Here is a 17,987-nt window from a genome sequence, read left to right on the forward strand (position 1 = left end):
GAGAAGACCTGTCGAGTTGATTTTCCATCAAGAATTCAACGATGTGGTGCAAGCCATTTCCTTTGAAAAGAAAATCAAAAAGTGGAGCGGTAAAAAGAAGCTTGCCTTGGCCAATGGCGAATATGACCTATTACAGATTTTGGCCGAATGCAGAAACGCCACCCATTCCGATTTTAAACCTATTGATACCGATAAAGGTCTCGACTGCGCTCGACCGGACAAACCTTAATACATCAAACTTTAAACGAACAAATAAAACAACCCAAAAATAGTACCCCATGCAACTTATCCCCTACATCATAAAGCATACCCAACTCCCCGAAAAAGGAGTACAGAATACCGTTGAACTATTGGACCAAGATTGCACGGTACCTTTTATCTCCCGCTATCGAAAAGAACGTACCGGAAATTTGGATGAAGTCCAGATTGGGGCCATAGTCACGTTCAAGGCCCAATTCGAGGCCCTCGAAAAACGCAAGGCCGCCATCATCAAAGCCTTGGAGGAACAGGAGGTACTGACTACCGAGCTCCGCCAGAAAATAGGGAATGCCGGCGATTTGACAACGCTTGAGGACTTTTACCTGCCCTTTAAAAAATCGAAAAAGACCAAGGCCGAGACGGCCCGTAAGAACGGTCTGGAGCCTTTGGCCAAGATCATCATGGCACAGTCCCGAAACTTCGGGGACGAGATTGAATTCGAAGCCTCGAAATACCTGAGTGACACCGTAGAAAACGAAGACAAAGCCCTAGAGGGTGCCCGTCATATTATCGCGGAATGGATCAATGAACGTGCCGATATCCGAAATCAGATACGGTATCAGTTGGAAAAATTCGCCCAAATCACCACCAAGGTCATCTCGACTAAAAAGGAGGAGGAAAAGGCCCAGAAGTTCCGGGATTATTTTGATTGGAGCGAATCTTTGGGCCGCTGTCCGTCACATCGTCTTCTGGCCATTCTCAGGGCGGAAAATGAAGGCTTTATCCGTGTTAAAATCGAAATCGATAACGAAAGGGCGCTTCAAAAAATCGAAGACCGTATCCTTAAAAGCAACAATGCCTGTAGCGCACAGATAAAACTGGCCATTCAGGATGCCTATAAACGTTTATTGTTTCCTTCCTTATCCAACGAAACCCTAAAAAAGGCAAAAGAGAAAGCCGATGAATCGGCCATTCAGGTCTTTTCAAACAACCTAAAACAGCTGTTGTTGGGCTCTCCCTTGGGTGAAAAACGCATTTTGGCCCTTGACCCAGGCTTTAGAACCGGCTGTAAACTGGTTTGCCTGAGCGCACAAGGCGATTTGGAGCACAACGAGACCATATACCCCCATGCCCCCAAAAATGATAGCAAAGGGGCCATGAGAAAAATAAGTTCCTTGGCCGATGCCTATAAAATTGAGGCCATTGCCATTGGTAATGGTACGGCATCACGGGAAACGGAACAGCTGATAAAACGCATCCAATTCAGAAACCCCATTGAGGTCTTTGTGGTGAGTGAGGCAGGGGCCTCGATCTATTCGGCCTCGAAGATCGCACGGGATGAATTCCCCAATTATGACGTTACCGTTCGGGGTGCGGTTTCCATCGGGCGAAGATTGGCAGACCCCTTGGCCGAATTGGTCAAGATCGACCCAAAATCAATCGGTGTAGGGCAATACCAACACGATGTGGACCAGAACAAACTAAAAACCTCGTTGGACACCGTTGTCGAGAGCTGTGTGAATTCGGTCGGAGTCAACATCAATACGGCGAGTGTACCCCTTTTGAGCTACGTTTCGGGTATTGGTCCCAAACTGGCGGAGAACATCGTTGCCTATCGAAATGAACAGGGTGCATTTGAAAGCAGGACCGCCATTAAGAAAGTTCCCCGTTTGGGGGGCAAGGCCTTTGAACAGGGAGCGGCTTTTATGCGTATCAAACAGGCCAAAAACCCTTTGGATGATTCCGCCGTACACCCCGAAAGCTATGGTATCGTTGAAAAAATGGCGAAGGACCTCGGCAAAAAGGTATCGGACCTCATCGGAAACAAACAATTGTTACAAAGCATTGACCTGAATGCGTATTGTACCGAAAATATTGGGCTATTCACTTTAAAGGACATCATTAAGGAATTGGAAAAACCCGGATTGGACACCCGCGAAAAAGCCAAGGTATTCACGTTTGACCAAAACATCAGGTCGATCACCGACTTGGAAACCGGACAACTACTACCGGGCATCGTGAACAACATTACCAACTTCGGTTGTTTCGTGGATATCGGAATCAAGGAAAGTGGACTGATCCATATTTCCAACCTGTCTGATACCTTTGTGAAGGATGTCAACGCCCATGTAAGTTTGCACCAACAGATCATTGTTAAGGTGCTCGAGGTCGATGTGCCCCGGAAACGCATCCAATTGGCCTTACACCAATAATTTAGGTAACACAAAACAGCCCTGAATTCAAAATCTACCCGTAATCCATGTCAATGAAGTCTATACTCCCCTTGCTCCTAACCCTTGTGATGACCATTTCGTGGGGTCAAGATCCCATTATAAAAGCACCCAAGACTACTTGGCAGATGTTCACTTACGATGCCGGCACCATGTTCACGAGCATTGGCTATGCGTATACCAGACCCTTATATTGGAAAGGCCCACAATGGCAGACCATGGGGGCCGTGGCGGGCGGCACGGGATTTTTGTACCTTTTTGATGACCAGACCTCCAAATTTTTTAGGGATGGCAGGGATCATGTCCCGAGCTTTATTCGTCATTATGGGGAATTTATCGGCAATCCTGAAAATAACTATTCGGTAACCGCAGGTGTCTATTTCACCGGTCTTTTCACCAAAAACGAAAAATTGCGGAGAACCGGGGTGCTGCTTATCTCCTCGGCATCGGCCACCGGGTTGTTACAACAGATCATGAAATCATTGGCCGGTAGGGCTCGCCCCATAAGCGGGCAATCGAAGGACACCTTTGACCCCTTTAATGCGAGTAGGAACTACCACTCTTTTCCCTCTGGCCATGCGATGATGGCCTTTACCAATGCCTATGTCATCGGTAAGCAATTTAAGAACCCTTGGGTCAAAGCGGGTATTTATACCGTGGGGTTGGTTCCGGGGATTTCGAGGGTATGGGACGGACAGCATTGGTTGAGCGATGTGGCCTTTAGTGTGGCCATGAGTGTATTCACCGTTGAGGCCATTGACCGTTATTTGGACTCCAAATACGCTGAAAAATATAACGACCAAAACAAGCTTGTAAGTTGGAACCTGACTTTTGCCCCGGGACAGATCGGGGTCATCGCCCGGTTTTAATCCTATAGAAAGCCTAAAGTCGTACGTGTTTCCCTTTAAAAAACGTAACTTTATATGCATATAAAAAAGTAAATTATGTTATCGGAAAAATTAGATAAAGCGCTCAATAAACAAATACAGATCGAGGCGGAATCCTCACAGGTATATTTATCAATGGCCTCTTGGGCCGAAACGAAAGGGTTGGAAGGTATTGCTTCCTTTATGTACGCCCAATCGGATGAGGAACGCCAGCATATGCTCAAATTGGTAAAATTCGTGAACGAACGTGGGGGACATGCCAAGGTATCTGCCCTAAAAGCCCCAAAATTGGATTTCGGCACATTTCAAAAGATGTTCGTTGAATTATTGGAACATGAGATATTCGTATCGAAGAGCATTAATGACCTGGTACACATAACCCTTGAGGAAAAGGATTATGCCACCCATAACTTTTTACAGTGGTATGTGGCCGAGCAAATCGAGGAAGAAGCATTGGCAAGGACTATTTTAGATAAAATAAACCTTATCGGCAATGATAAGGGCGGACTTTATCTTTTTGATAGGGATGTACAGCAGATTACGGCCAATAGTGCGGCCAACGCCATGCCAGAATAAGATTTAACACATAAACCTTATTTAGATTTAATTAAAATAGTACATTTGTCTTGTCTGCTATCGCATATACATGGGCAAAAAGAAAAAAGCGAAAAAAAAGGAGTTGAAAAAACTCAAGAAGAAACAGAAGAAATCCGCTTTGGCCATTTCTTCCGTTGCCTTAAAAACCAAGTGTTGCGATAAGTACAAAAAGAAGGAATCGAAACGCTGCAAAAAGTGTCCGTGTTTTGATCTTTTGCAGAAAGTAGCATAGTACACCTTAAAAGAGCATATAAAAAAGCCCCGCATCATAGCGGGGCTTTTCTTTTTATCGGTTCTTTATTTGCCCAACATGAGCAATTCGTTACAGCGTATTTCGGTGACATATCGTTTTTCACCCTCTTTGGTCTCATAGGAGCGATGGGTCAATTTACCTTCCACGGCCACCTCGTTGCCCTTGGTCAAATAATTTTCGACGATCTCGGCGGTCTTCCCCCAGGCGACGACATTATGCCATTGGGTATCGGTAACCTTCTCCCCTTTTGCATTTTTGTAGGTCTCATTGGTAGCGATTGAGAATTTGGCCAATTTGCTACCTCCATCCAAGTTTACGATTTCGGGATCATTCCCTAGGTTTCCAATCAACTGTACTTTGTTTCTAAGTGCGTTCATAATTACTGATTTTACGTGTTAAACAGTTAATACTATCGAGCCACCTTGACCCGACACTGCAAACCTAATACGGCCTTCCCCTCCTATTCGGTTATAAACTACTTACTTTCGTTTGTAAACGTTTGTAGTCGTTTACAATTGCCTAAACACCCCTTTTCCAGTGGATTACTTGGTTTATTCAATATTTTGTAGGAATTTTAGTTGTGTTCCCCTTCTTTTAAATTCTGAGATATTTTAATTTAAATACAGAGACAATTTTCAAATACAAATTTTACAACACTTTGTATTACTGATAAGTACGTTATTTGTTATGTGATAAAAAGTGTGAAAACAACGTGAAATATGGATTTATCTTTGAAATAAGGTTTAATGTTTATTTCCAATTGTTTTACCGCCATTATCCACGCCTAACTACCTTTAATTCTGCTTATTAAAAAATACCGAGAAATAGTCCTATCTAAACATTAGGGGTATGTGAAGTAAAAATATAATAATGAAATATTTTCATTTTAAACTAGGGTAAAAATTTCACGAAAATACATAAATGATTGTATTATAATGCTTTGCGATTATCAAAATTGTTATGACTATGTATTCGGTAATAATTGCACCTAATTCCAATCTAATACTTTTCTTAAAATAATATCTAAATCCGCTTTACCGAGATAGTGTCCTAACTTACACCTAAAATAAACTTTTTAAAAGATAATGATTTTGAGTTTTGAACTGTACGAGAAAAGTGGAAGGCTTCATTTTTAGGGAAGGCTACAAATTAAAATTTAAATTTCTTTCTATAATTATATTTTCAGTTTGGACACCAAAACATTCTAGATCATTTAATTGTCTCTCCAAAATTTTTTCGTAAGTACCCGTTCTAATGTATCCATATAACATAACTAATTTTAAAAAATATAAAATCGTTTATTCTCTAGATAAAATCATTTTAAAATGCCAAAAGAACTTAAAGATTAATATGTTGCTTAATTGTCAATAACTTCTTGCTTATAAAGTTCTTGAACAATTAAATTAAATGTGTCATTCTCAGTTAAAGAATTTCCTTCTATAGAGCATGAATGATAAGTCATTCTAGTAGCTTGATGTATCTCGTATTTTCTTTTTTCTGGTAAAGATTCAAACCAAATTTTTACTTTTTTAAAATCTAATTTGGATTGCTTTTCCATACTAATATTTAAAATTTAAATGTTCAGAAGTTACTTTGTATAACAATCGTTAAAAATGAGGAAAACAACTGATTGTGTGTAATATCTAATCATTAGGTACCTCCCTCCTACTAAATTAAAAAAAATTACATTACCGGTATCTGTATTGAATATTTATAAAGTTTGAGATATCGTTTATCTTCTTGTGATAATAGTTCATCTATAACTATGTCACTATTCTTGGAATCATTACTTGTATAAATGATAAGCGTATCTGTTAGTAAATTATCATTTTTAATTTCTAATTCTTTTCTAATGGATTTTAATCTGCCATACCCACTTACTTGTGCGGCGTCTTTATGAGAAATTTGACCTTCTTCATACCTGGGTTTATATTTGGCGTCAATAACAACTTTAAAATTACCACACTTAGAATTCAATAAAATATCTGGCTCTAATGAATGGAATTTCTTATGATAGATTACTTCATTCCTCAAAGGAAATACTTCTTTCAGTTTTTTAAATAAATACAATTCAAAAAGCTTGGGCATATCTATCCAAAAAGGTGGCGTTTTATACTTGGTTTCACTTACTTGAGATATATTATAAGAGAATCGTTTTAAAATAATTTTAGAAATTTGAACAGCGGATTTATACTCTTTAAAAAAGGGATTGTGTTTTAAATTAGTAACTTCCTTTAAGCTAATAACAGAAGACACATTGGTAAAAGCAGGACTAATATAATTAATAAGATATTTGACGCTTTCTGTAGATAAGGTCTTATGATTTGAAATTACAGCTTTAGCAAACTCTAAAGTCTTCTTTAAAAGTCTATTTTCTATTGAATTATAACCAAACTCCTGATATTTGCAGTAGTTAAAATGCATCTTACTTTTGGTATGATTCTTTTTTACAGAGGCATTTACCAAAATTTTACCTTTTACCCTCGTATTTAAGTTCTGAGTAACATCGTAGTACGATTTTTTGAGCCCTTTTTTTACAATCTGTTTTAAAATAGTTAAAAATTCTAAAATCAGTAATGGGCTCAGTAAATCTTGTTGCTGTTCAATTTGGATTAAAGGTGCATTAAAGTCTATGGAATATAAATTATCTAAATGCTTTATGTTTTCGGTCTCTTTTAAAGCCTCAAAAAGCATTAATAAATAATTTACCTCCGTAATGTCATTATTTAATTTTGGCTTAATGTAAATGGGTAATTTGCCTTTTACAATCCAGTTTACACCTACTATGTAACTTGAATTTAATCTATAGGCTTCATCTTTTTCATTAAACTGAATATCAAAACAAAGCTCGTTAGTATTTTTTGAACGCTGAAAGTGTTGTGAAAAGTTTTGTTGTTGCAATATTACCTTTTGCTCTTCACTTAATTCTAGTAAAGAGTTTTCATATTTATAACCATAATGTTCATTAACAACAATCATGTTATAAATTTTCAATTATAGGTAATGCACTAATTTTTAATAAACCGTCAGTAACATATTCTCTCAAAATAGGCTTAATCTCATAGTCTAAATTATAATTGAAATTATTTTCAGTGTATATAAAATAACTATGACCTAATTGAACATCTTTAGCTTCAAATTCATCAGATAAGTACTCAGAGTTTTTGCCATTCTCATCAATAAAAAGATTCTTTACTTTTAAGAAAATATCTTCTTTGAAAAATAACCTTGGTTCTTCTTCCTTTCGGTTAGCATTCAAATCTGCTTCAATCAATATTTCTGGTAGTATATCTACAAATGCAAAACGTCGTCTAATAGCATAATCTATTTGACCTACACTTCTATCTGCAGTATTCATCGTACCAATAATGAATAGATTTGGAGGTAGCGTTATTTGTCTGTCTCCTTTAATACCATACATACTATCAACAGCTTTGCCCCTATATTCTAATGCATATATTAGTTCTCCTAATACGCTAGATAAATTTGCTCTGTTAATTTCATCAATAATTAATACGTAGTTGTTTAAGGGATCTTTTTGTATTTCATGGTCATTGAAGGTTAAATTTTCATCATTTATAAATTGTTGAAATAAATTTAATACTCTTACGAAATAACTTGCGTGCTGTTTTGCTAGACCAGATAAATTTTCATTTCTCTTTAAATCTTGTCTTTCTATATTACCATCTAAAAATGCCTGTTTAATATCCTTGAAAAGCATTCTATCCCCTCTTTGATTCCAACCTGCTGCTGGACTTTTATATCTGAAAGCATCTTCATCAGTGTTAATTAAACCAACACTTTTTGTTAATCTGTAAAACCCTTCATTATTCTCAATTTCTTCGTTAATCTTATCAACAAATAGGCTGAAGTATTCTTCTAAAAATACCTCATTAGAAAAGGTTGTTTCATCTTTATAAAAATCATTATAATTTTTCAAGGCTTTGGATGCATAATCTGCTAAGATTCTATTCTCAGTTTTATACTCTATTTTCCCAGCCTCGTTGTTCTCGACTGTTATTCCTCTGACAAAATCTTCATAGGTATAAGATGGATGGAATTGAATAATCTTATAATAATCAACTATTTTCTTTTTTGCAACAATAGGTTGCTCAATATTCTTATTTTCAAACAGATATTTAGCTATGGCTGCATCATAAGAATCAAAGCCGTTTTTTTGTCCTCCAAGCCATAATTTTTCATTATAAGCTCTTTTAATACCTGCGTATGGAATATCATAAGTGCTTCCAGAATCAAGTGTAACGGTGCATCTATCGCTTTGTACATTTGAAATACCGTAACTTTTTCTCCCCGATGAACTAGGAATTTGTTTCACATTTTTTATTTGCTCTCTGATGTAAGAATCAGATAAAAATGGGTCAGACTTTGTTTCATCTTTTATATGACTATTATCTTTAGTTATTTCTTCGGCTATTAATTGTGCCAATCTAGTCTTACCTGTTCCTGGAGGACCTTGAAGAATAATTTGCTTTTTATGATGCAGTAAATCTATATATTGTTTCATGATTGAAGATGAATCATTAGTAGTGGAATTCTCGCTTATGCTATTTGGGTTTTTGAAATATTCGAAAGTCTGCCATGGATAAGAAATTAAATCCATAAAATTTATAGATGGATTATGTTCTTTATAAAAGCTATTTATAGAATGACTATCCTTGAACCAATTGTTTTGATATTCAGGAAGCTCTTCTTCAATGTTATTATGGATGTAGTAAAAAAGTTCTTTAAGGCTATCATCCTTTACAATTGTGGATAGATTATTTGGTTGTAGCCCAGCAATTACCCTATAAGTAGCAGCTCTTCTATCTTGTGCCGTAAACCTTCTAATGACACTTTTAACTTGTTCATATGTCTCCCATTGAGGATTATCTTGGTTATCTGCAATAATTTTCAGCAAAGGACCTAGTTCTGCCCAATTATTTTTTATTTTAGATTGTTCCTCTTTTGTAAAATACCCTTGTTTTAAAGACGATACACATTGATTATTCGATTTCTCAAAGAATTCAAAAAACACTTCAGAATCCCAATCTTCCCAATTCTCTTTGGTTGAAGCTTCTACTATAAATTTTGGAACATATTCTTTATAAGCGTTTACCCACTCACTCCAAACTTCAATCTTTTTGATTAATTCTATTAGTTTCATTTTTAATCGTATAGCTTTACTGGATTTTAATTTCTTTTATATTGCCTGCGCTAAATTTATATTACAAAAGGTATAAAGCATATACTCATTTCCAACAGCACATATAAATTCAAGGTAGGCTTTGTTTATTAATACTCCAGTCTTTCTTCTCGGATTCCCCAATTGATTTCTAAAGGCACTTACAATTACTCTTAAGGTCGTTATATTATTGCTTAATGTAAACTCAGGATGGTCTGGTAAATAATCCTCATGAAAGTCATCTTTCACTTGTTTATTGTGTGAGCTTAAGTAGCTGTTAAACCGTGTCTCAATTTTAAATACTGATTTCCATGTTTCCACTTTTTCAGCCTCAGTTGGATCTTGTTCCACTACATCAAGTTTATAATAACCGTAAGGATATTTTTCCTTTTCTTCATCAGAAAGAGAACCAACATCAGAAAAATTGTTTACCGATAATTGTACGCCTTGATTTGATTCATAAGGGTAAAATGACTCCCTTCTAGTTCCGTCATCATTGTGAAGAACATCAGCAGTTCCTTTTACACCACCTTGGTTACATTTATCACACATAGGCACCAAATTGGAAAAATTTACAGCATATAATGGGTACTTAGATTTGTACAACCAATGGTCATAATCATCTTTAGCTTCTCCATCTATTAGAGCATATTCATGTAAACCACAGAATGGACAAACACGTCCAGAATTATTTAAAGTTTTAAAATTGGTATAATGATTTCTTAAAGTAGTTCCAAGTTTATCTTGAATGGTTTTATTTGTTCCTAGCGCTGTACCATAAAAATGATCTTTAAGAACTGCTTTTAGTGCCGCATGTAGGTCTGCAGCATAATTTTCAGATAGAATTACAGCCTTTGTCTTTTCTTCACAAAGACTTTTAATATCTAGACCTGCGTCAAATTCATCAAACAATGATTGGCGATTAGCTATGGTAAGTTTTTGAAATTCAGTATGTAAATCAATAAACTTATCCTCAAAACTTTTATTACCCGCCTGTGCTTTGGAATTTGACATAACATCTCGAAACCATTCAGGGAACAGATTTCTAGAATATGCACAAACAGGAATTGAGTTTCTTAGAAATTCAAAAACGACTTGATTTACTCTTTCAATAGGATGTGAAGGATATTTCAAAGTATAAATCATTCTTCTGTTCCTTTTTCAATGATTAGCTTATTCAGTTTTTGAAGGATCATAGTCTTCTCATGTGAGTCACCATACTTTGAGAGAGCATCATTTAATTCATTGATATTATTTGATTTCAAATCTTCTAGCATTTCTTTCCATGAAACATCAGCAATCTGCCTTTGCTTACCGAAAAACTCATTGATTAGATTGGTTACTGATGTACCGTAGGTGTTAATGGTTACTTCTTCTGGTCCATCTCGCTTATCTGCTTTTAACCAAACTACATTGCTCTTTTTTGAATCAGAGATCATGAATGGAGAATGAGTGGTTAATACAATTTCTTGTTCACGATCATCTTCCGTTGGATTGGCTTTCATACATGCATTTATGAGCCAGATAAACTTGGACCTCCATTCGGGATTAAAATGGGTCTCTGGCTCATCTAAAAGGAAAAGCGTACTTGTGCTATCTAAAAGAATAATACTTCCTAATACCTGCAACAACTGATGTTCACCATCAGATAGATGTTTATAATAGATTGGGGCAGTAACACCCTCTTTCTTAAATGAGATATTTCCTAAATGAAAAAGCTGTTTTTCGATTTCATATTTAGGTATTAAATCAGATAGGTTTTCACTTGTTCCAGCTTTAGCAGATTTGACAGTTTTACTGATGTTTCTACTAATCTTTTCAATATTAAGTGTTTGGAAAAAATAAAGCACTCTGAATAATCTATCTGCGGAATTGAACTTTTCTCTGAAACCAGTTAAAGTAGCTTCATTCATTTTGAAGTTGAAGGATAGATTGGTGAAATCATGACGAGTGGTACTATTATTTTCTTCGTCAAAAAGAGCATCAATTGCTTTAAAGCTTTCAATTGCTTCTTCTAATTCATCTGGAAGATATTTTTCAAAAGTCTTTGGCTTTTTTAATGATAATTGGATAGAAAATCCATTTAGTTCATTTACTTCAATTTCAGTTTTTAAAATAGAAAGGTCTTTTGTTTCGCCCAGTAGTGAGAGTTCCTTGTCGAAAATAAAGTTAGAAACGGTTATCAATTTTGAAACATTGTAATTTAGAAATTGGAAACGATTCATTTCTAACTTTGAGTCAACTGCTTTGTTCTTCTTTCTCTTTAAATCTTCATAGTACTCGAAATTCAGTTTTACAAAAGGATTACTGACCAATTCATTTAGACCTGAAGAATAGCCAATAATATGATTTGGAAGCACTTTACTTAAGCCATTATTGTAGAAATCCTTTACTTCAATCTCTTTTTCATTGAATGATAATTTAACTGCAGGCAACTCATCAACGGGTTTAGAAACGAGTACTAGTTGGTTTTGATCGAGGTCATCAAACGTAAGGGCGCCTAATTCGTCCCAAGTAAATCCTGCACCAGCGAGCGTCAGTTTTGGCAAGTAGTAATCAAGCTCAAAGCCGAAGGCAGTTTTGAAATTATCTAAATCTTTTTTTGATGAACGATTAAAATTCTCGAGATAATAAAACATCTCGGCAACCACCTCTAGTGCATTTGATTTCCCCGATCCATTTAGTCCAACAAAACAAATAGGCTCAATCTGTTCGTTTGCGACTAAAGAACGGTTGAAGTTAATCTCATAATCAGCAGGCAATCCACGAAAAGGGGATAATAATTTGATACGCTTTAACTTCATTTCTTTAGCTTAAACATTACCTGCTTAGTATCTCCACTATATACTTGCTCAATTATATTTTCATCCATTGCTTTTTTCAGGAATGATTTGACCTGAGATTTTTCAACGTAAAGTGCTCTGTTGCTTATGGCTTCTTCCAAATTAATAACAGAAAACAAATTACTTCCGAAATCATTTTTAATGATTTCATCAAGGTTTACTTTAGTGTCTTGTACTTCATGTTTATCAACCCATTTTTCCTTACCAATTGCTTCCATTTCTAGTTTAGTTTCTTCTGTTTCCAAAAGAGAAATATCAACCTTACTCAAATCCAAATCTCCTTTAAAAGCTTTTTGGCTTATGCTACCGTATAGATTTACTATTTCTCGTAAGCTTAACTGCAAGTGATTTCTAAGTTTTGCGATTTCTTCCGCTTTTTTTCCAAATGCATTCTGTTGTGATATTGGTGGAATTGGAATTTGGATATTTGAAATTTGTTTAGAGTTAATATTGAACTGAATAGAAGTTTTTCCCGCTTGGCCCATGAACCTTTTTCGCCCACCTGAAGTTTTTAAAAATGTGTAGAAAAACTCATAATTGATTTTCGTTGGATTGAACCTCAGTCTCATAACGTGTGAATCAAATACAACAGTATGTCCTAAATCAAAATAAATTGAAGCTTTGCCTAGGTGAGATTCGCTACCAATTGCTCTAGCTAGAAGAATGTCACCATGTTTTAACTGGGATTTCTCAATTTTTTCCTCTGGAATGTTTGAAAATTTACACTTATTAATATTAACATTCCGACTGCCCAGTTCACCAACACGTACTACCGGAATAACCCCATCATCTATTGCTGGTATCGTTGTCCCAAGGCTGGGTTTCTCTGAAAATGTTGAGTTTAATTTCTCTACAGGTAAATTGAGTGTGTTTTGACCTGGATCACCAAACATCTCCAAAAAAGTAGATTTCAAAAACTCATCCACGAGTTCAATGCTTTCTTTTCTTTTCTGAATCAGACTCTCGCAATCAAATAAAATTTTGGCAATTCGTTTTTGATCATCAAGATTATCCGGCACCATTAGTTTGACTCTAGATAACCCTGTTCTTGTTATTTGGGGTTGTGCGGAACCTGTTATTACATCTTTTAATCCTCTTGTTAGTAAAGCATAATAAAGGAATTTTAAATTATATTTGGTTTCATTTATATCGTCTAATGCCATAGCATTAGAATTTATATACGAATATGGTGTCGTTAAATGAATATTGCCACTTGTGGCACCACGACAAGTAATTGCTAGAGTTGGATTTTTGTGGTTAAAATTTGAATAAAAACCAATTACTCCATTTGCTCCATAAACTGGATAACCATCTTCTTTAAGAAATTTACTTGGTAAATTTTTCCATTGTTTCGGTTTTGCAATATCTGTTAAGTTGACTTCAATCCAATTCATTTAGATAATCCTTTTTAATTCTGAAAGACCTTCCAAAATATCTTTTTCTATGCCACCATTACCATCTTTACCAATCAGTTTGATTAGAATTTCAGAGGGTTTTTCATATGTTATTTCTTCAAACACTTCTTCTTTATATCTTGCAAAGCTCAAATCATAACTTTCCTCAATTATTTCTGATTTTTGAACATAGAAAAATTTACCTTTTCTATCATTTTTTTTAGAATCATATGAACTATGAAATTGTTCAACAATATTCTGAAGGTCTCCGTGACCACTTTCATTTTTTGAACGTTTATCATCTAAGCTGTAACCATCCGATTCCATATCGAAGAACAATACGTTTTCGGTTTCGCCCCCTTTTGTAAAAATTAGTAAGGCTGTACTTACACCGGCATACGGTTTAAAAACACCACTTGGCATACTAACAACAGCTTTCAGTTGAGAGTTTTCAATCATTAGTTTTCGAGCATCTTGAAATGCTTTACTAGAACTGAATAGAACTCCTTGCGGAATAACAATTCCGGCAGTACCGCCCATTTTTAACATATTGTAGATACGCTCGATAAAAAGTAATTCCGTTTTAGTGGTTTTTAGATTTAACTCTTCATTGATATCTCCTTTATCTATGTTACCTGTAAAAGGAGGGTTCGCTAAAACAATGTCATATTCAGCAGTCTCATGAAAGCCTTTACTCAAAGTGTCTTTATAATCTACTTTAGGGCTCCCAATACCATGCATCATTAAATTCATTAAGCCCAAACGAACCATGGTTTGATCAATGTCATAACCTTGTAAGCTATCTGCTAAAATCCCTTTTACTTCTTCAGTTAAAAGAGCACTTTTGCTACTTCTGATAAAACCATCTTCATCAGGTTCTTTGTTAGCTTTATCCTTATCTAATTGAGTTACCATGTATTGATAGGCTCCTAAAAGGAAACCACCTGTACCACAGGCTGGGTCTGCAACTTTTTGACCTAACTTTGGATTCACCAATTCCACCAATAATTTTATAATATGTCTAGGAGTTCTAAATTGGCCATTTTTACCAGCAGCAGCTATTTCACTCAATAACATTTCATATACATCACCTTGTATATCTTGAAAATCTTGACCTTTTTCACTGGCATCTTTTTCCATCTCTTCATAGATTTCGTCTATGCTTTTTATAGCCTCTAGAAGTAGAGAAGGTTTTGGAATAATGAAAACGGCATTTGCCATATGCTTGGTAAAAGGAGAGTCATCCTTGTCCAGTTGTTTTAAAAATGGAAAGACAAAACGCTGTATATGATTAAGCATTTCATCTGATGGCATGCGTTTAAACTCACTCCACCTTAATTTTTGCTTGTCAATACCGTTTTGTTTTTTCTCTTTATCTTCTGTAGTTAGATAAAAAGTGCCTGAAAACATAGATGTAAAATCATCACCCGTAAATTCAGCATTGGCTAAAGATTCCAAATCGTTTTCATCTAACTTTTTCATGAAAAGCAGATAGGTGATTTGCTCAATTGCTGTTAGTGGATTTGAAATTCCACCACTCCAGAACTTGTTCCAGAGGTCATCTATTTTTGATTTTATCTGTGAATTGTTACTTAGTAAACTCATGTTATGCTGCGAATTTTTCCGTTAATGCTAAAATTTCTTTTATCTCAGAAGGAGTGAATACACCACGTATTCCTTTTGGATGAATAATCGTAAATGGAGACGAGATTAAATCTCGTTTTTCAATTTCTCCTCTTTCAATGATGTAATCTTTTAATAAGTTCAAGAACTCAATTTGCCGGGTAGATAAATTGCTGTGTTCTTTAATAAATGCTTGAACCAGTCTGCTCACTTCAGCATCAAAGCTTTCCAAAATCTCAATTCCTAGAATGTGTTTAATAAACTGAATGAACTTTGCCTTTTGATGATTATAAACTTTACGTAATAGCTGTTCTGTTATATGTGGGTCTTCTTCATGAAGTTCCTCTGCAAGTTGTTCGGCTTCTTCTTCAGTAACCTGCTCGCCAGACTTAATCTTTTGAAGAATTGGATTCTTTTCGATTAGCTCTGCAATTTTTGCTTCAACCATCTCACGGTATTTTGAAATACTAACCGCTTCATTTTTGGGGCCAAATTCAACCATTTCTTTAGTTTGAATTACATCTTGTAAATTCAACTTAGAAGGTCCGTCAAGAGGTCCTTTTTGCTCTCTGTATTTAATAAGGGGAGACAAAGTTTTAGCTAATACATCAAACCCTTCATCTAGAACCGTAGACCAGAAATTGTTCGTCAAAACCTTTTTGATGTAATCTTCATTCTTTGCTACTATGTTTATGGACATAGGCAATTCACTAACCACAGTAATTATATTCTCTTTAAGAGTGTCGTATTTCTCGGTCTCTTCTAATAAATGTACAAGGGAAATTTCCAATATATCTTTATTAAAACGCATGGCTTTAAAATCCGATTGGGAAACAGTTCTGAAAAGTGGTTTTATAGTATGACGTAAAAACTCAATCTTTTCTGGTGTCAAATGATTCCAAAAAGCATCATCTTCGACTTTTGCTAAATCAGGTTTTGAATCTTGAATCACAACTGATTTTTTAGGCAATTCTGAGATTTGACTTCTTAATTTTTCAATTTCCTTTTGACCAATTTCAGGCTCTTCCTTTTCAAGAGCTGTTTCAATTTTGTCAATTCTAATGCCAACAAAACGAACAGGTAAAGGGATTTGCCCTTTAAGTTGTTTTCCTTTTGGATTCAGTTTGAAGTATTCAAAATTATCCCAACAATCTAAGATTAGGAAAGCATCTTTTTCGGCACACCAAGGTTTCATCTTGGTTGGTTCGAGAAGCCTAGTTCCTCTTCCAATCATCTGCCAGAATTTGGTATACGAATAAACTGGTTTTACAAAAACAAGATTTACCAATTCACGTACATCAATCCCTGTGTCGAGCATGTCTACACTAACAGCAACTCTTGGCATGTCATTATGCGTGAATTGATGAAGTAAACCGCCTTTGCCATAGACACGTGGATCATCAGATACAATTACTTTGGCCAATTCACCTGTATATTCTGGATATAGTGAATCGAAAATCTTTTCAATTCTCCTAGCGTGGGCTTTTGTAGAACAGAAGAAAATAGTTTTCCCAGGTAACACACCATTTGGATCTTTTATAGATTCTTCCATAAATTCCTTAACAATGGTAACGTTAGTTCCTTTGTTAATTACTGACTTCTCTAAATCTGTTCCTTCAAAATTTATTTCGGCAACTTCCTTTCCTTGAAGAATCAAGTTTTTCTGATCTTCTAGACTTATGGTTCGTTTACTAATTCCATCCTCTTGAAATTTAGTTTGAATCTTCATTACCTGAAAATCACAGAGGTATGGAGGGATGTTGTTTACAGCTTCCTCATAAGAATATGCGAAAGAAGGTAAGCCGTCTTCACATTCAAATAGTTTGAAAGTGTTATGGTCAATAACATCTGTAGGTGTAGCAGTTAAACCAAGTGTTGTTGTGTTAAAATAATCTAGAACTTCCTGATAAGTGTTGTAAATAGATCTATGACTTTCATCAATTACGATTAAATCAAAAAAGTGAGGAGACAAAGAATATTCTTCATCTCTAATGATATTCAACATTGTAGGATAAGTAGATGTGTAAATCCTTCTATCCTTAGCAATTTCTTTTTCTCCAACCTTTGGCCATCTAGGTTCATTTGGGAGAAACTCTTTAAAAGCTTCTAAGGCTTGGTTTCTTAATGCAATTCGGTCAACTAAGAACAGAACTCGTTCAGCCCAACCAGCTCGCATAAGAGCATCCACCATTGCTATGGTGGTTCTGGTTTTTCCAGTTCCTGTAGCCATTACTAAAAGAAACTTTTGTCTCTTTTTTTCAATTCCTTCCATTACAGAACGGATAGCATGGATTTGATAATCACGTCCTGCTATGTCTGTGTTTATTAGCTCTTGTGCTAGTGGTTTTCTGTTTCTTCTGATATAGGAGTATCGTTCAAGGTCATCCCTTGTTGGAAATCCAATCACTTTCTTTGGTGGATAGTTTCCTAAATCCCAATAGAATATTTCATGACCGTTGGTATAAAAACAAAAAGGTAATTCACCACCAGATTCATTTTGGATATTTTGACAATATTGTTTGGCTTGTTCTCTTCCTAATTCTGCATTTACGGAAGTTTTCTTTGCCTCAACTACTGCCAGTACTTTTCCATCTTTTCCATATAAAACATAATCTGAATATTGATATCCTTGATAAGGAGTTTGAGGTTCATTAACACCCTCAGGTAAACCAACATTTATATTGTATTCAATACCAACTTGGGTTTGGTCAGTAATATTCCACCCCGCTTGTTGAAGCTGCTTATCGATTAAGTCCTTTCTTGTTTTTGCCTCATTCAT

13 protein-coding genes and 1 pseudogene are annotated in these 17,987 nt (G+C 35.5%); 5 read left to right on the forward strand and 9 right to left on the reverse strand.

Going from position 1 to position 17,987, the window contains the following annotated elements:
• From LX92_RS13780 to LX92_RS13800, 5 genes and pseudogenes are all read left to right on the forward strand, one after another.
• Positions 1 to 229 (forward strand): annotated as a pseudogene (locus tag LX92_RS13780) (hypothetical protein); the annotation flags it as partial.
• Between the two features lie 49 nt (positions 230 to 278).
• A complete protein-coding gene (locus LX92_RS13785; protein WP_109651586.1) occupies positions 279 to 2,411 on the forward strand; it encodes a Tex family protein in 2,133 nt (710 codons plus the stop codon).
• 53 nt (positions 2,412 to 2,464) lie between these two features.
• Positions 2,465 to 3,298 (forward strand): phosphatase PAP2 family protein, encoded by an 834-nt coding sequence (locus tag LX92_RS13790; RefSeq protein WP_109651588.1) that lies wholly within the window; start codon positions 2,465 to 2,467, stop codon positions 3,296 to 3,298.
• Positions 3,299 to 3,373: 75 nt separating this feature from the next.
• Entirely contained in the window at positions 3,374 to 3,892 is a 519-nt protein-coding gene (locus LX92_RS13795; protein WP_109651589.1) for a ferritin, read from the forward strand.
• A 70-nt stretch (positions 3,893 to 3,962) separates the two neighbouring features.
• A complete protein-coding gene (locus LX92_RS13800) occupies positions 3,963 to 4,145 on the forward strand; it encodes a hypothetical protein (protein ID WP_109651592.1) in 183 nt (60 codons plus the stop codon).
• A gap of 65 nt (positions 4,146 to 4,210) precedes the next feature.
• On the opposite strand, the gene LX92_RS13805 is transcribed toward LX92_RS13800, so the two are convergent.
• The 9 genes from LX92_RS13805 to LX92_RS13845 form a co-directional block, all read right to left on the reverse strand.
• Positions 4,211 to 4,543 carry a single-stranded DNA-binding protein gene (locus LX92_RS13805; RefSeq protein ID WP_109651594.1) on the reverse strand — a complete coding sequence of 111 codons (333 nt, stop codon included), beginning with the start codon at positions 4,541 to 4,543 and terminating at the stop codon, positions 4,211 to 4,213.
• 980 nt (positions 4,544 to 5,523) lie between these two features.
• Positions 5,524 to 5,724: a hypothetical protein gene (locus LX92_RS13810; RefSeq protein WP_109651596.1), complete on the reverse strand. Its 201-nt coding sequence runs from the start codon at positions 5,722 to 5,724 to the stop codon at positions 5,524 to 5,526.
• A gap of 125 nt (positions 5,725 to 5,849) precedes the next feature.
• Positions 5,850 to 7,145: a 5-methylcytosine restriction system specificity protein McrC gene (locus LX92_RS13815; protein ID WP_109651602.1), complete on the reverse strand. Its 1,296-nt coding sequence runs from the start codon at positions 7,143 to 7,145 to the stop codon at positions 5,850 to 5,852.
• A gap of 1 nt (position 7,146) precedes the next feature.
• On the reverse strand, positions 7,147 to 9,330 hold the full coding sequence (locus LX92_RS13820) for an AAA family ATPase (protein WP_109651605.1): 2,184 nt from the start codon (positions 9,328 to 9,330) through the stop codon (positions 7,147 to 7,149).
• A 36-nt stretch (positions 9,331 to 9,366) separates the two neighbouring features.
• Positions 9,367 to 10,494 carry a hypothetical protein gene (locus tag LX92_RS13825; RefSeq protein WP_109651608.1) on the reverse strand — a complete coding sequence of 376 codons (1,128 nt, stop codon included), beginning with the start codon at positions 10,492 to 10,494 and terminating at the stop codon, positions 9,367 to 9,369.
• Positions 10,491 to 12,152, reverse strand: a complete 1,662-nt coding sequence (locus LX92_RS13830; RefSeq protein WP_109651611.1) for a restriction system-associated AAA family ATPase — start codon at positions 12,150 to 12,152, stop codon at positions 10,491 to 10,493. Before LX92_RS13830 ends, LX92_RS13825 begins: the two co-directional genes overlap by 4 nt.
• On the reverse strand, positions 12,149 to 13,585 hold the full coding sequence (locus tag LX92_RS13835) for a restriction endonuclease subunit S (RefSeq protein ID WP_109651613.1): 1,437 nt from the start codon (positions 13,583 to 13,585) through the stop codon (positions 12,149 to 12,151). Before LX92_RS13835 ends, LX92_RS13830 begins: the two co-directional genes overlap by 4 nt.
• Positions 13,586 to 15,190 carry a type I restriction-modification system subunit M gene (locus tag LX92_RS13840; RefSeq protein WP_109651616.1) on the reverse strand — a complete coding sequence of 535 codons (1,605 nt, stop codon included), beginning with the start codon at positions 15,188 to 15,190 and terminating at the stop codon, positions 13,586 to 13,588. It lies immediately after the preceding gene.
• Between the two features lies 1 nt (position 15,191).
• Positions 15,192 to 17,987, reverse strand: coding sequence for a type I restriction endonuclease subunit R (locus tag LX92_RS13845; protein WP_109651619.1), 2,796 nt, complete (start codon positions 17,985 to 17,987; stop codon positions 15,192 to 15,194).

The sequence above is a fragment of the Maribacter polysiphoniae genome (assembly GCF_003148665.1).
Classification (GTDB): Bacteria; Bacteroidota; Bacteroidia; order Flavobacteriales; family Flavobacteriaceae; genus Maribacter_A; species Maribacter_A polysiphoniae.

What these genes read in the sequence shown, in the direction of transcription:
- LX92_RS13785 (WP_109651586.1), top strand. Translation starts at nt 279, where the DNA reads ATGCAACTTATCCCCTACATCATAAAGCATACCCAACTCCCCGAAAAA.
- LX92_RS13790 (WP_109651588.1), top strand. Translation starts at nt 2,465, where the DNA reads ATGAAGTCTATACTCCCCTTGCTCCTAACCCTTGTGATGACCATTTCG.
- LX92_RS13795 (WP_109651589.1), top strand. Translation starts at nt 3,374, where the DNA reads ATGTTATCGGAAAAATTAGATAAAGCGCTCAATAAACAAATACAGATC.
- LX92_RS13800 (WP_109651592.1), top strand. Translation starts at nt 3,963, where the DNA reads ATGGGCAAAAAGAAAAAAGCGAAAAAAAAGGAGTTGAAAAAACTCAAG.
- LX92_RS13805 (WP_109651594.1), bottom strand. Translation starts at nt 4,543, where the DNA reads ATGAACGCACTTAGAAACAAAGTACAGTTGATTGGAAACCTAGGGAAT.
- LX92_RS13810 (WP_109651596.1), bottom strand. Translation starts at nt 5,724, where the DNA reads ATGGAAAAGCAATCCAAATTAGATTTTAAAAAAGTAAAAATTTGGTTT.
- LX92_RS13815 (WP_109651602.1), bottom strand. Translation starts at nt 7,145, where the DNA reads ATGATTGTTGTTAATGAACATTATGGTTATAAATATGAAAACTCTTTA.
- LX92_RS13820 (WP_109651605.1), bottom strand. Translation starts at nt 9,330, where the DNA reads ATGAAACTAATAGAATTAATCAAAAAGATTGAAGTTTGGAGTGAGTGG.
- LX92_RS13825 (WP_109651608.1), bottom strand. Translation starts at nt 10,494, where the DNA reads ATGATTTATACTTTGAAATATCCTTCACATCCTATTGAAAGAGTAAAT.
- LX92_RS13830 (WP_109651611.1), bottom strand. Translation starts at nt 12,152, where the DNA reads ATGAAGTTAAAGCGTATCAAATTATTATCCCCTTTTCGTGGATTGCCT.
- LX92_RS13835 (WP_109651613.1), bottom strand. Translation starts at nt 13,585, where the DNA reads ATGAATTGGATTGAAGTCAACTTAACAGATATTGCAAAACCGAAACAA.
- LX92_RS13840 (WP_109651616.1), bottom strand. Translation starts at nt 15,190, where the DNA reads ATGAGTTTACTAAGTAACAATTCACAGATAAAATCAAAAATAGATGAC.
- LX92_RS13845 (WP_109651619.1), bottom strand. Translation starts at nt 17,987, where the DNA reads ATGAATGAGGCAAAAACAAGAAAGGACTTAATCGATAAGCAGCTTCAA.